A 13,434-nucleotide genomic window follows, 5' to 3' on the forward strand; every position below is an offset into this window, starting at 1 on the left:
GTGACCATCACCGCACAGCGCACCCGGACCCCGGTCCCGGCACGGCTGGAGGTGCTCGACGCATCCATCGGCTACGGCCGGCGGCCCGTCTCGGAGCACCTGGACGTCCGCATCCCGGACCAGTCCTTCACCGTCGTCATCGGCCCCAACGCCTGCGGCAAGTCGACCCTGCTGCGCGCCGTCTCCCGGCTCCTGAAGCCCAGCGCGGGAAGGGTCGTCCTCGACGGCCGGTCCATCGCGGAGTACCGCTCCAGGGAAGTGGCGAGGACCCTCGGACTGCTCCCGCAGACCTCCTCGGCGCCCGACGGGATCACCGTCGCCGACCTGATCGCCAGGGGCCGTCACCCGCACCAGAAGGCGATGCGCCAGTGGACCGCCCAGGACGAGCAGGCCGTACTGGACGCCATGGCGGCGACCTCCGTCACGGAGCTGTCCGGCAGACCGGTCGACGAACTCTCCGGCGGCCAGCGCCAACGCGTCTGGGTGGCGATGGCCCTAGCCCAGCAGACCCCGATCCTGCTGCTGGACGAACCGACCACCTTCCTCGACATCGCCCACCAGATCGACCTGATGGAGCTGTTCACCGATCTGCACCGCGCCGGGCACACCCTCGTCGCCGTACTCCACGACCTGAACCACGCGGCCCGCTACGCGACCCACCTCATCGCCATGCGCGACGGCCGGGTCGTCGCCGAGGGCGCCCCGCAGGAGGTGGTGACCGCCGCCCTGGTGAAGGAGGTGTTCGACCTGCCCTGCCAGGTCGTGCCCGACCCGGTCACCGGCACGCCCATGGTCGTCCCGCTGGCCCGGCGGCGGGACACCCGGTGAACCGTTCCGGGGCCGCCCGCAACGGTGTCCACGGGCCGAACTCCGTCCCGGCGCTGTTCCGGATCGCGCTGCTGCGCGACGGGCGCGGCGGCCGGCTCACCCTCGTCACCCTCGCGTTCATGGTCCACCAGCTGTGCGAGGCGCTGGTGCCGGTCCTCATCGGCGTCGTCATCGACCGGGCACTGGCCCCCTCGGACCGCGCCGCCCTGCTCCGGTGGCTCGGCGTGCTCGGCCTGGTCTTCGTCGTCCTGTCCCTGTCGTACCAGCGGGCGTCGACGGCCATGGTGGGCGTCTACGGCCGGGGGGAGCACGAGCTGCGGCAACGGGTGATGGCCCGGCTGCTGGACCCGCGTTCCCTGCGCCGCCGGCCCGGCCCGGGGGAGGCGCTCTCCCTGGTCTCCTCCGACACCTACCGGGTCGCCGGGGTCTCCTGGAGCGTCGTGCAGCAGGCCTCGACCGTCACCGCGATCCTCACGGCGTCGACGGCGCTGCTGGTGATCTCCGTACCCCTGGGTCTGGGCGTCATCGCCGGCACGGCACTGGTGCTCGTCGTGATGCGCCGGGTCTCGATGCCGCTGGAGGCACGGGGACTGGCCGAGCAGAGTTCGGCGGCCCGGGCCGGCGAGGTGGCCACCGACATGATCACCGGACTCCGGGTGGTCGCGGGCATGAACGCCCGGCCGGAGGCCGCCCGCCGCTACCGGGCCGCCAGCGAGGAATCCAGGCGCGGTGCCGTGGCCGCCTCGCGCTCGGTCCTGGCATACGGCAACCTCAGCCTGCTGCTGTCCGGGGTGTTCCTCGCCGCACTCGCGACGGCGTCGGGGCTTCTCGCCCTCGACGGCTCCATCACCGTCGGCCAACTCGTCACCGTCCTCGGACTCGCCCAGTTCCTCCAGGGCTCGCTGGCACACGTCGGTACGTTCGCCTCCAACTGGATCCACAAACGCGCCTCCGCCCGGCGGCTGGGCGATCTGCTGGACGAGCCGCCGCTGATCGACCCCGCCGGGACCGCCCCCGAAGCCGTCCCCGCAACCACCACCGAAGCCGTCGCCGCAGCCACCGCCGAATCCGTCGCCGACGCCTCGGCCCCCGCCCTGCGGTGGTATCCGCCCGGGCACGGCGAGCCCCTCGATCCGCGGCCCGGCGAACTCCTCGGCGTCGTCCCCCGCCACCCCGGGCACGCCAGGGAACTCAGCGACCGGCTCGGCTACCGCGTCCCGCTGCCCCGCGGTGAACTCCTGATCGACGGCGTCGACGCCGTCGACCTCGGCCCGGACCGGGTGCGCGCCCGGATCGCCGCCCCGCCCCACCACGGCGCGGTGTTCTCCGGCACGCTCCGCTCCAACCTCACCCCCCGGGGCGGCGACAGCGACCCGGCCGTGCTCGCGGCCGCGATGCTCGACGACGTACTCGAACTGGTCGGCGGCGACCTGGCCGAGGTCGGCGAGCACGGCCGCAGGCTCTCCGGCGGCCAGCGCCAGCGGCTGCTGCTCGCCCGCGCGCTGCACAGCGACGCCGACCTCGTCGTTCTCGACGAACCCACCACCGCCGTCGACCCGGTGACCGAACAGCGCATCGCCGCCGGGCTGCGCGGCCTGCCCGCCACGACGCTCCTGATCACCACCAGCCGGATCCTGCTCTCCGCCTGCGACCGGGTCGTCGACCTCGGCGGCGCCCGCCCCGAACCGAACGGAACCCCCAGGTGACCCCCGCGCACGGCACCCTGCCCATCGCCGGCCCCCGCCGCACCCGTGCGGAGGTCGTCCGCCGGCTCGGCGCGCACCGCGGCCGGCTCGCCCTCTCGCTGCTCACCCTGCTCGGCGGTACGGCCGTCACCCTCGTCACGCCCGCGGTCCTCGGCGGCATCGTGGACGCCGTCGCGGACGACGGCGGGCGGGACCGTGTCATGGTGCTCGGCGTCGTCCTCGTGCTGGTCGCCGTGGCCGGAGCCGCACTCGCCCACGCCGGCGGCCGGATGCTGGTCGTCCTCGTCCAGGGCGTTCTCGCGGCCCTGCGCGAGGACGTGTTCGAGACCGCGGTCCACCTCCCGGCGCGCACGCTGGAGTCCTCGGACAGCTCCGATGTCGTCTCCCGCGTGACCCGCGATGTCGAGGCCGTCTCGGAGGCGGCCTCCGACGTGCTTCCCGACGTCACCGGCGCGGGCTTCACGATCGGCCTGAGCGTGGTGGGCCTCGCGGTCCTCGACTTCCGCCTGGCCCTCGCCGGCCTGGTCTGCCTGCCCGTCCACATATGCGCCACCCGGCAGTTCCTCGCCCGCTCGCACCTCGTGTACGGGGACATCCGCCGGCTGGAGTCGGCCCGCGGCCAGTCCGTCATCGAGGCGGTGCACGGCGCCGAGACCATCCGTACGTACCGGACCCAGGACCGGCACCTCGGCGAACTGGCCCGGCACAGCGAACTGGCCATCGCACGGCAGCGCGACGGCGTACGGCTGCGCAACCGGTTCACCGGACTGCTCAACGCGGCGGAGTTCCTCGGCCTCGCCGCCGTGCTCGTCACGGGCTTCGTGCTCCTGGGCTCCGGGGCCGTCACGGTGGGCGCCGCAACGGCCGCGGCCCTGTACTTCCACCGCCTCTTCGGCCCGGTCGGGGCGCTGCTGGGCAGCCTGGACGACATCCAGCGGGCGACGGCGGGGCTGTCCCGGCTCGTCGGCGTCATCGACCTGGGCCGCGAGAGCGCCGCCGGGGGGAGCGGCGACGGCCGCCGGAGGACCGCCCCGGCGGACGCGCGCCACCGTCCGGCGATCGACGTGAAGGGCGTCTCGTTCTCCTACGACGGCGCCCGCGACGCCCTGCGCGACGTCTCGCTCCACGTGCCGCCGGGCACCAGCCTCGCCCTCGTCGGCGCCAGCGGCTCCGGCAAGAGCACGCTCGCCCGGCTGATCGCGGGCCTGGGCGAACCGGACCACGGGGAGATCAGCACCGGCCGGTCGGCGTCCGCCCCGGACCCGGCCCGCTATCTGGTCACCCAGGAGACCCATCTGTTCGGCGGCACCCTGGCGGACAACCTCCGGATCGCCCGGCCCGCCGCCACCGACGACGAACTCCGCCGCGCCCTGCGCCGGGCCGGAGCCGGCTGGGCGCTGGAGCCGGAGTGGGGGATCGACACCGTCCTCGGTGACGCCGGCACCCCCCTCGACGAGGGATCGGTCCAGCACCTCGCGCTGGCCCGGGTGCTGCTCGCCGACCCCGACGTCGTCGTCCTCGACGAGGCCACCGCGCAGTCCGGCCCGCAGACCCGGGCACAGCTGCGGACGGCCCTGCGGCAAGCCATCCGCGGACGCACCGGCGTGATCGTGGCGCACCACCTGGAACAGGCGCGCGACGCCGACCGCGTCCTCGTCCTGCGCCGCGGCGAGGTCGCCGAGCAGGGCACACACGACGAACTCCTGGCCTCCGCCGGGGAGTACGCCGCCCTCTGGCACGCGTACACCGCCACCGGCCCCCGCACGGACCCGGCCCCGGACCCCGATCTGAACCCGCACACGAAGGAGCAGCACCCATGACCATCCACCGCGCCGTGGTGGCCCGCGTACGGCCGCTCACCACGACCATGGCCCGCATCACGTTCCACGGCGAGGGCCTCGCCGCGTTCACCTCCACGGGCATCGGCGACGAGTACGTCCGCCTGTTCCTGCCGCACGGCCCCGACCGCACCGATGTCTCGCTGCCCGACCCGACGGACAACGGCGGCTGGCAGACCCCCGAGGGACGGCCCGAGGCCCCCGTACGCACCTACACCATCCGGTCCGTCCGCCCGGAAGCCGGCGAGATCGACATCGACTTCGTGCTGCACGGCCACGGGACGGCCTCCGGCTGGGCCGCCGCCGCCCGCCCCGGCGACGTGATCGGCCTCAACTCGCCCACCGGGCTCTACAGCCCCCCGGCCGACCTCGTCCGGCAGGTCCTGGTCTCCGACCTGAGCGGTCTGCCGGCCGTCGGACGCCTCATCGAGAACACCCCGGCCGGAATCACGACCCGGGCCGTCCTCGAAGTCCCCGACCCGTCCTGCGTCCAGCCGCTCCCGGACCGGCCCGAGGTCCGGGTGACCTGGACCTACGGCGGCAACGGCCACGGCCCCAGCCGCCTGGCCGAACTGGTCGCCGCCGCGATCCCGCCCGGCACCGACCCGACCGGCGGCTATGTGTGGGTCGCCGGCCAGACGGACACCCTGCGCGCGGTACGCCGCTATCTGCGCAGGGAGCTGAAGCTGCCCGCCGAACGCTTCAAGGTCGTCGGCTACTGGATGCCGGACGGCGAGTCCTGGACCCGGCGCTACGAAGCGCTGCCCGCCGCCGTACGGTCCGAGCTGAACAGCATGTGGGACAACCCGGCCGACGAGCCCGAGGACCTCGCCATCCGGTACGAGGACCGCCTCAGCGGGCTCGGGCTGTGACCTCCGGAGCGGGCGGACGCACGGGGGCCGGTGATCGCGTCGGGTCCGCCCCGCTCCGCCCCGGCCTCCGGGAGAGCCCGCCCGGGCCCGGGACAACCGCCCCCCGCAGACCGTATTCGGACCGAAGTTCGAGACGGGGCTGACCAGCATATGACCAGTGGGTAAGGTCGGTGCCGTGCCGAAGCCGCTCAGTCTTCCCTTCGATCCCATCGCCCGCGCCGACGAACTCTGGCAGCAGCGCTGGGGCCCCGTGCCCTCGATGGGGGCGATCACCTCGATCATGCGCGCCCAGCAGATCCTGCTCGCCGAGGTCGACGCGGTCGTCAAGCCGTACGGACTGACCTTCGCCCGGTACGAGGCGCTGGTGCTGCTCACCTTCTCCAAGGCCGGCGAGCTGCCGATGTCCAAGATCGGTGAGCGGCTCATGGTCCACCCCACCTCCGTCACCAACACCGTGGACCGGCTGGTGCGCTCCGGCCTGGTCGCCAAGCGCCCCAACCCCAACGACGGCCGCGGCACCCTCGCCTCCATCACCGACAAGGGCCGCGAGGTCGTCGAGGCGGCCACCGAGGAACTGGTCGCCATGGAGTTCGGGCTCGGTGTGTACGACGCCGAGGAGTGCGCGGAGATCTTCGCGATGCTGCGCCCGTTGCGGATCGCCGCCCAGGACTTCGAAGAGGCGTAGAACGGCGTTTCGAGAGCCCGGCCCGCTGCAAGATCGCCCCGGCCGTCCGGTTACGCTCGATGCCATGAAACGCAGTGTGCTGACCCGGTACCGGGTGATGGCCTACGTCACCGCCGTCATGTTGCTGGTGCTCTGCACCTGCATGGTCTTCAAGTACGGCTTCGAGACGGGCGAGGGTCTGACGCTCGTCGTCTCGCAGATCCACGGTGTGCTCTACATCATCTACCTGATCTTCGCCTTCGACCTCGGTTCCAAGGCGAAGTGGCCGATGGGCAAGCTGCTGTGGGTGCTGATCTCCGGCACCATCCCGACAGCCGCGTTCTTCGTCGAGCGCAAGGTCGTCCGCGAGGTCGAGCCGCTGATCGTCGACGGTTCCCCTGCCACCGCCAAGGCCTGACCGGCCGGACTCCGGTCCGCGCCGGACTCCGGTCCGCGCGGGCCCCCCGAACCGCCCCGTGCGAAGCACCGGGCGGTTTGCCATCGACATTTACTAGGACGTCCTAGTAAATTCGATGGTATGGACGCTGACGCGATCGAGGAAGGCCGCCGCCGCTGGCAGGCCCGTTACGACAAGGCCCGCAAGCGTGACGCGGACTTCACCACACTCTCCGGGGATCCGGTGGAGCCCGCGTACGGCCCCCGGCCCGGGGACACGTACGAGGGCTTCGAGCGGATCGGCTGGCCCGGCGAGTACCCCTTCACCCGGGGGCTCTACCCGACCGGCTACCGCGGCCGGACCTGGACCATCCGCCAGTTCGCCGGCTTCGGCAACGCCGAGCAGACCAACGAGCGCTACAAGATGATCCTGGCCGCCGGCGGCGGCGGGCTGAGCGTGGCCTTCGACATGCCGACGCTGATGGGCCGCGACTCCGACGACCCCCGTTCGCTCGGCGAGGTCGGGCACTGCGGCGTGGCCATCGACTCCGCCGCCGACATGGAGGTCCTCTTCAAGGACATCCCGCTCGGCGATGTCACGACGTCCATGACGATCAGCGGCCCCGCCGTCCCGGTCTTCTGCATGTACCTGGTCGCCGCGGAGCGCCAGGGCGTCGACCCGGGCGTGCTCAACGGCACGCTCCAGACCGACATCTTCAAGGAGTACATCGCGCAGAAGGAGTGGCTCTTCCAGCCCGAGCCCCATCTGCGCCTCATCGGCGACCTGATGGAGCACTGCGCCCGCGACATCCCCGCCTACAAGCCGCTCTCGGTCTCCGGCTACCACATCCGCGAGGCCGGGGCGACGGCCGCGCAGGAGCTGGCGTACACCCTCGCCGACGGCTTCGGCTACGTCGAGCTCGGCCTCTCCCGCGGCCTGGACGTCGACACCTTCGCGCCCGGCCTCTCCTTCTTCTTCGACGCGCACCTCGACTTCTTCGAGGAGATCGCCAAGTTCCGTGCCGCCCGCCGGATCTGGGCCCGCTGGATGAAGGAGACGTACGGCGCGAAGACCGACAAGGCGCAGTGGCTCCGCTTCCACACCCAGACCGCCGGTGTCTCGCTCACCGCCCAGCAGCCGTACAACAACGTCGTACGCACCGCGGTCGAGGCGCTCTCCGCGGTCCTCGGCGGCACCAACTCGCTGCACACCAACGCCCTCGACGAGACCCTCGCGCTTCCCTCGGAGCAGGCCGCCGAGATCGCCCTGCGCACGCAGCAGGTGCTGATGGAGGAGACCGGCGTCGCCAACGTGGCGGACCCGCTGGGCGGTTCCTGGTACGTCGAGCAGCTCACCGACCGGATCGAGGCCGACGCCGAGAAGATCTTCGAGCAGATCAAGGAGCGCGGCACCCGGGCCCACCCGGACGGGCAGCACCCCATCGGCCCGATCACCTCCGGCATCCTGCGCGGCATCGAGGACGGCTGGTTCACCGGCGAGATCGCCGAGTCCGCCTTCCGCTACCAGCAGTCGCTGGAGAAGGGCGACAAGCGGGTCGTCGGCGTCAACGTCCACCACGGCTCGGTCACCGGCGACCTGGAGATCCTGCGGGTCAGCCACGAGGTCGAGCGCGAGCAGGTCCGGGTGCTCGGCGGCCGCAAGGACGCCCGCGACGACGCCCGGGTCAAGTCGGCGCTGGACGCGATGCTGGCCGCCGCCCGCGACGGATCCAACATGATCGCCCCGATGCTGGACGCGGTACGGGCCGAGGCGACGCTCGGCGAGATCTGCGGTGTCCTGCGCGACGAGTGGGGCAGCTACACGGAGCCGCCCGGCTTCTGACGGGGCCGGTACGCGGCCGGGGGCGGGGCGGCGCGGCCGTCCCGCCCCTTCGGCGTGTCCTGGGCTCTCCGGCGTGTCCCGGGCCCTTCGACGCGCCCTGGGCTCTTCGGTGTGCCCTGGGCCCTTCGGCGTGCCCTAGGCGGAGGCCGCGGCCCCCAGCCCCGTGAGCAGCAGCACGGTGAAGCGCCGGGCCCAGTCCGCGTCCACCGGCTCGGCGCTCACCAGGACCCGGTGCACGACCGCGCCGGCGATCACGTCGAAGATCAGGTCGGCGGTGGTCGACGCCGTGTCCTCGTCCTGCTCGACCGGCAACTCCCCGCGCTCCTGCGCCCGTTGACGGCCCTGGAGCACCAGCCGCTTCTGCCGGTCCACGATCGAGTCGCGGATCCGGGTCCGCAGCGCCTCGTCACGCGTCGACTCCGCGACCACCGCCATCAGCGCCGTCCGGGTCTCCGGCCGCTCCAGCAGCGCCGCGAACTGCAGCACCACCGCCTGCACATCGGCCGACAGACTGCCCAGATCGGGCAGTTCCAGCTCGTCGAAGAGGACCGCGACGGCATCCACGACCAGCTCGTTCTTGCCCGCCCACCGCCGGTACAGGGTCGTCTTGGCCACCCCGGCCCGCGTCGCCACATCGCTCATCGTCAGCTTCGACCAGCCGAGGTCGACCAGCGAGGACCTGGTCGCCTCCAGGATCGCTTCATCGGCCGCGACACTGCGCGGACGTCCCGTTCGAGGGGGTTTGGGGTGGCTGCGGCTCAGCATGCCGTGACCATACCGGTCAGTAAGTAGAAGCGGCCGGTCCCGATCGCCGTGAGACAGATCACCGATCGCACCTGTGCGCGAGGGGCGGTCGGCAGTTACGCTACGACCCGTAGCGTAAGGACGACGGTCATGCCGTCGTGACGCCGCAACCGAATGGCAGCCACAGGCACCGGGTGGGGACCCGGCGCCGAAACGGGTCTTTCAGGGGCCCAGGGCCGTGTCCGTGACACGGCCTCGGACCGTGTCTGTCCGTACACCCCGCACACCGGCGGGGGCGGCGGACGGGCGCGGTTCCCGTATCGCTTTCCGGATCGGTGCACCAAGGGGGGAGGATGTACGCATGCAGCCTAGGAACATGTCCATGAGCGGCGTCGTCGACCTCGCCGCGGTGAAGGCGGCCGGCGAGGCCAAGGTGAAGGCGGAGCAGGCCCGTGCGGAGGCCTCCCGGCAGGGTGGTGGCGGTGCCGTGCCGCCGTCCGCCCTGGTGATCGATGTCGATGAGGCGGGCTTCGAGAACGATGTCCTGCAGCGTTCCGCCGAAGTCCCGGTCGTCATCGACTTCTGGGCCGAGTGGTGCGAGCCGTGCAAGCAGCTGGGTCCGCTCCTGGAGCGCCTGGCCCATGAGTACAACGGCCGCTTCGTGCTGGCCAAGGTCGATGTCGACGCCAACCAGATGCTGATGCAGCAGTTCGGCATCCAGGGCATCCCGGCGGTCTTCGCCGTCGTCGCCGGGCAGGCCCTCCCGCTCTTCCAGGGAGCGGCCCCCGAGGCCCAGATCCGCCAGACGCTGGACCAGCTGATCCAGGTCGGCGAGGAGCGGTTCGGGCTCACCGGGATCGTGGTCGACCAGGACGTCGCCGGTGAGAGCGCCGACCAGGCTCCGGCCGAGGCGCCCGCGGGGCCGTACGACGCCCTGCTCGAATCGGCCGTGCGCGCCCTGGACGCCGACGACTTCGCCGGTGCCGTCCAGGCGTACCGGAACGTCCTTTCCGACGACCCGGCCAACACCGAGGCCAAGCTCGGCCTCGCCCAGGCCGAACTCCTCTCCCGGGTCAAGGACATGGACGCCCAGCGGGTCCGCGAGGAAGCGGCCGCGAACCCGGCCGACGTCCCGGCGCAGCTCGCCGCCGCCGACCTGGATCTGGTCGGCGGTCATGTCGAGGACGCCTTCGGCCGGCTCGTCGAGACGGTGCGGCGCAATTTCGGTGACGACCGGGACGCCGCACGGGTGCGGCTGCTGGAGCTGTTCGAGGTGATCGGCCCCGACGACCCGCGGGTCGGTGCCGCGCGTACTGCGCTGGCGCGGGTCTTGTTCTGATGTGACAAGTGGCCGCGGTACCCCCGCCGGGGACCGCGGCCGTTTTCGCGTCCGGGCGATAAGAGACGCCTCTGCTTTACCAAATCTTGATAAAGCGAGGGCCTGTTACTCGCAGTAAATCAAGCACCGGGATCTGTCCGCATTGGCGCATCGATCCACCCTTTCGTCCTTCGCCTCGGCGCCACCCTGTGTGGCCGGGCGGTACCAGCCGGTCGCGCATCGGTTATCGCGCCGTTACTAGCGAGTAACGAACCCCCTTGTGTCACGGGCGGGAATGCACCACGATCGGCCACGCTCGGTCCAATAACGCCAGCCCGGCTGCCAGTCGGTGCGGCGGCCCTTGTTGGGTCCCCACCGAGTGGGCCGGCGGCAGTGACGCGGGCTCCGGACAGGGGGGTTCCTGTCGTCCGGCAGGGCCTGTCCGATACAGGTTGCGCGAACGCGTGGCCAGTGGTTGTCGCTCGGGGGTGATCGCCGGTGATTCGGACGCGGTTCCTGCCTCCGTCCGCGGGCGCTCTCCTTGCCGAGGACGTAGCACTTCTCCCATCCCAGGACGGGCCCAGGCCCGGACCGGAGATGTACGTCCGAGAAGGAGGAAAATTATGAGTTCCCAGGTTCGTGGCGGCACCAGATGGAAGCGTTTCGCTCTGGTCATGGTGCCGAGCGTCGTCGCGACCGCGGCGGTGGGTGTCGGTCTCGCGCAGGGTGCCCTCGCGGCGTCCTTCAGCGTGTCCGGCCAGAGCTTCAAGGTGCGTGCGGACAAGCTCGTCGGCCATGACTTCGTGCAGTACGGCTCCGTCGCCACCGGGATGGACCCCGAGGGCAAGAACGGGGCTCACGCCGTTGCCGTGTCCGGCTTCAGCGATGCCACGATCACCAACATGTGCCAGTCGGTGGTCACTCCGAACCTTCCGTTCGGTCTGGGCAACGTCACGCTTCAGCTGAAGGCGGGCACCGACCCGGAGAAGCCGGTCGAGGCGACCAACCTGTACCTCGATGTCGCCGAGCTCGACGCCGACGCGTACTTCGAGCACATCGACATCGGTGTCGCCGCCGGAGACATGGGCAAGCCCGGCATCCAGGCCGGTACCGAGAAGGCCGTCAACCCCAACGGCTTCGCGCAGCGCGCCAAGACGGCGACGCTGACCAACGTGAAGCAGACGGCATGGGCGACCACCGCCGGCACCTTCAAGCTCAGCAACCTGAGCCTGCGGCTGCACAGTGGCGTCAAGGAGTGCTACTAAGCACCCGCCGGGTGGCCGGAGCGCTCCCGAGGGGACTCCGGCCGCCCACCTTTTCTCTTCTCACAGCAGTACCGGTTCCAGGGAGCTGTTTTCCATGAGCCCCGAGTCCACAGGGCAGAACGAGCACTACCTCCGCGTCTTCTGGCGGGGATTCCGCACCTGGCGGGGTAACCGGCCGTTCTGGGCGGGCCTGTTCACCATGGTGGGTGGTCTACCCATCGCCTATTTTCCGTACGCCAACATGCACCTCGGCAACGTCACACTGGCGATGTCCACCACTGCCGGTGCCGGTTCCCTGATCATCGGGATCCTGCTCGTCACGCTGGGCCTCACCATGTGGTTCCACCACATCGTGAGAGTGTTCGCCGGAGTCGCCGCGATCCTGCTGGCGCTGATCTCGATACCGGTCGCCAACATCGGCGGTTTCCTGGTCGGCTTCCTGTTCGCGCTGCTGGGCGGCGCGCTCTCCATCTCCTGGGCCCCGGGCGAGCCGAAGCCGGAACTCGCGCCGGCCGGCGCGGTGGGGGAGAAGTCCGGGGCCGGCCTCGGCACGCAGGAGTCCGGACCCGAGTTCCACAGCACGGCAGCGGTGCCCCAGCAGCAGCCGGAGCAGTACGACACGACAGTTGAGGTCGACGGCGGGAGGCATCGTGCGGGGTGACGAGAGGCAGCTGAACTCGACCGGGGAGGATTCCGGTACGAGAGGCGGACCGCGCCACGCGGCTCCCAGGAAGTCCTTGCTGACGAAGCTGCACATTCCCGCGGGCAAGGCGTTCGCGCTCGCCGCGATGCCGACGGCCGTCTTCGTGGGCATGGGGCTCACCCCCAAGCTCGCGCTGGCCGACGACAGCTCCGACATTCCCTTCGCGCCAGGCCCCTGCGTGACCCGCTCCGACGAGCCGAGCGAAGAGCCGTCGCCGTCCGCGTCGAAGCCGGCGTCCCCGTCGCCGTCCGCCACCGACTCCGGTGACAAGGGCGGTTCGGCGACCCCGAAGCCCTCGGCGACCCCGTCCGCGGGCGAATCGGCGAAGCCGGAGGCCAGGACGGAGGCGAAGGCCGCCGAGGCCGACGCGCCTGCCGCCACGCCGAGCGCCTCGCCCACCCCCACGAAGTCGAGGAACCCGCTCGACCCGCTGGGCGTCGGCGACGCGCTCAGGGACCTCTTCGACGGACCGGACAAGGAGACGGCGAGCCCGTCCCCGAGCGCGAGCACCGCTTCCCCGAAGCCTTCGGCGACCGACACCGCCGAGAAGCCGGCGAAGAAGCCCGTCGAGAAGGCCACCGGCGCCGCGAAGGAGACGGCCGACAAGACGGCCGCCGCCATCCGCGAGGCGGCCGGCAAGGCGGGCAAGCCGGTCGAGGAGCTCGACGACAGCGCCAAGGGACTCGACGCCAAGAAGGACGAGGACATCCCGGACGGCGCCAAGCAGCGCTTCCCTTGTCCCACCGCCGACCCCGAGGCGCTGGCCGCGGCCGACCTGGAGACGGGCGTTCCGCTGCTTCCGGACGACCCGTGGATCCTGGAGAGCTCGATGCTCACCCTCAACGGGCTCGACTACGAGGGCATCGTCGAGGTGAAGACGTACGGCGGCAAGGTCAAGAAGGTCCTGAAGTTCACCGCCAAGTCCATCGACATCGACAACCTTCACCAGAAGACGGTCGGTCCGGCCGGTACGACGACCCATGTCGAGGCGCGGAAGGGCTCCAAGTCCACCATCCGCAACGGCACGGTGACGATGTACACGGAGGAGCTGAAGGGCAACCTCTTCGGTCTCATCCCGGTGACGTTCAGCCCGGAGACACCGCCTCCGCTGAACGTGCCGTTCGCCTTCTTCACCAAGGTCAAGGTGACCCAGGCCGGTCAGTTCGGCGGCTCGCTCAAGGTCCCCGGGCTGCACAACTACTTCACCGGCGGCAACGGCTAGCCGACACGGTCCCGTTCGGGAGCCGCACAGGGCCG

12 protein-coding genes are annotated in these 13,434 nt (G+C 71.4%); 11 read left to right on the forward strand and 1 reads right to left on the reverse strand.

The features are described from left to right. The 7 genes from ACGF8B_RS06610 (at position 1) to ACGF8B_RS06640 (ending at position 8,147) form a co-directional block, all read left to right on the forward strand. Positions 1-828, forward strand: coding sequence for an ABC transporter ATP-binding protein (locus ACGF8B_RS06610; RefSeq protein ID WP_392735344.1), 828 nt, complete (start codon positions 1-3; stop codon positions 826-828). Further along, positions 825-2,534, forward strand: coding sequence for an ABC transporter transmembrane domain-containing protein (locus ACGF8B_RS06615; RefSeq protein ID WP_392735346.1), 1,710 nt, complete (start codon positions 825-827; stop codon positions 2,532-2,534). Before ACGF8B_RS06610 ends, ACGF8B_RS06615 begins: the two co-directional genes overlap by 4 nt. Next, positions 2,531-4,354, forward strand: a complete 1,824-nt coding sequence (locus ACGF8B_RS06620; protein WP_392735348.1) for an ABC transporter ATP-binding protein — start codon at positions 2,531-2,533, stop codon at positions 4,352-4,354. The genes ACGF8B_RS06615 and ACGF8B_RS06620 overlap by 4 nt, the downstream gene beginning before the upstream one ends. Further along, positions 4,351-5,244, forward strand: a complete 894-nt coding sequence (locus ACGF8B_RS06625) for a siderophore-interacting protein (protein WP_392735350.1) — start codon at positions 4,351-4,353, stop codon at positions 5,242-5,244. Before ACGF8B_RS06620 ends, ACGF8B_RS06625 begins: the two co-directional genes overlap by 4 nt. 175 nt (positions 5,245-5,419) lie before the next feature. Beyond that, positions 5,420-5,929, forward strand: coding sequence for a MarR family transcriptional regulator (locus ACGF8B_RS06630; RefSeq protein ID WP_342284820.1), 510 nt, complete (start codon positions 5,420-5,422; stop codon positions 5,927-5,929). Between the two features lie 64 nt (positions 5,930-5,993). Next, the gene (locus ACGF8B_RS06635; RefSeq protein ID WP_124716328.1) at positions 5,994-6,326 is read left to right on the forward strand and encodes a DUF3817 domain-containing protein; all 333 of its coding nucleotides are present in this window, start codon (positions 5,994-5,996) and stop codon (positions 6,324-6,326) included. Positions 6,327-6,446: 120 nt separating this feature from the next. Continuing rightward, positions 6,447-8,147 (forward strand): methylmalonyl-CoA mutase, encoded by a 1,701-nt coding sequence (locus tag ACGF8B_RS06640; RefSeq protein WP_259934717.1) that lies wholly within the window; start codon positions 6,447-6,449, stop codon positions 8,145-8,147. Positions 8,148-8,282: 135 nt separating this feature from the next. Here the strand turns inward: ACGF8B_RS06640 and ACGF8B_RS06645 are convergent, their stop codons facing one another. Next, entirely contained in the window at positions 8,283-8,912 is a 630-nt protein-coding gene (locus ACGF8B_RS06645) for a TetR/AcrR family transcriptional regulator (protein ID WP_392735353.1), read from the reverse strand. Between the two features lie 340 nt (positions 8,913-9,252). Between ACGF8B_RS06645 and ACGF8B_RS06650 the strand changes: the two genes are divergently transcribed. The 4 genes from ACGF8B_RS06650 to ACGF8B_RS06665 all read left to right on the forward strand — a co-directional run bounded on the left by ACGF8B_RS06650 (position 9,253) and on the right by ACGF8B_RS06665 (position 13,399). After that, positions 9,253-10,230, forward strand: a complete 978-nt coding sequence (locus ACGF8B_RS06650) for a tetratricopeptide repeat protein (RefSeq protein ID WP_392735355.1) — start codon at positions 9,253-9,255, stop codon at positions 10,228-10,230. A 602-nt stretch (positions 10,231-10,832) separates the two neighbouring features. Beyond that, positions 10,833-11,474: a DUF6230 family protein gene (locus ACGF8B_RS06655; protein ID WP_342284814.1), complete on the forward strand. Its 642-nt coding sequence runs from the start codon at positions 10,833-10,835 to the stop codon at positions 11,472-11,474. Between the two features lie 94 nt (positions 11,475-11,568). Then, on the forward strand, positions 11,569-12,135 hold the full coding sequence (locus tag ACGF8B_RS06660; RefSeq protein WP_392735357.1) for a DUF6114 domain-containing protein: 567 nt from the start codon (positions 11,569-11,571) through the stop codon (positions 12,133-12,135). Beyond that, on the forward strand, positions 12,125-13,399 hold the full coding sequence (locus tag ACGF8B_RS06665) for a hypothetical protein (protein WP_392735358.1): 1,275 nt from the start codon (positions 12,125-12,127) through the stop codon (positions 13,397-13,399). Before ACGF8B_RS06660 ends, ACGF8B_RS06665 begins: the two co-directional genes overlap by 11 nt. The last annotated feature ends 35 nt before the right edge of the window (positions 13,400-13,434 follow it).

Origin of the sequence: Streptomyces sp. NPDC047917, from assembly GCF_043204345.1 — a bacterium.
Classification (GTDB): Bacteria; Actinomycetota; Actinomycetes; order Streptomycetales; family Streptomycetaceae; genus Streptomyces; species Streptomyces sanglieri.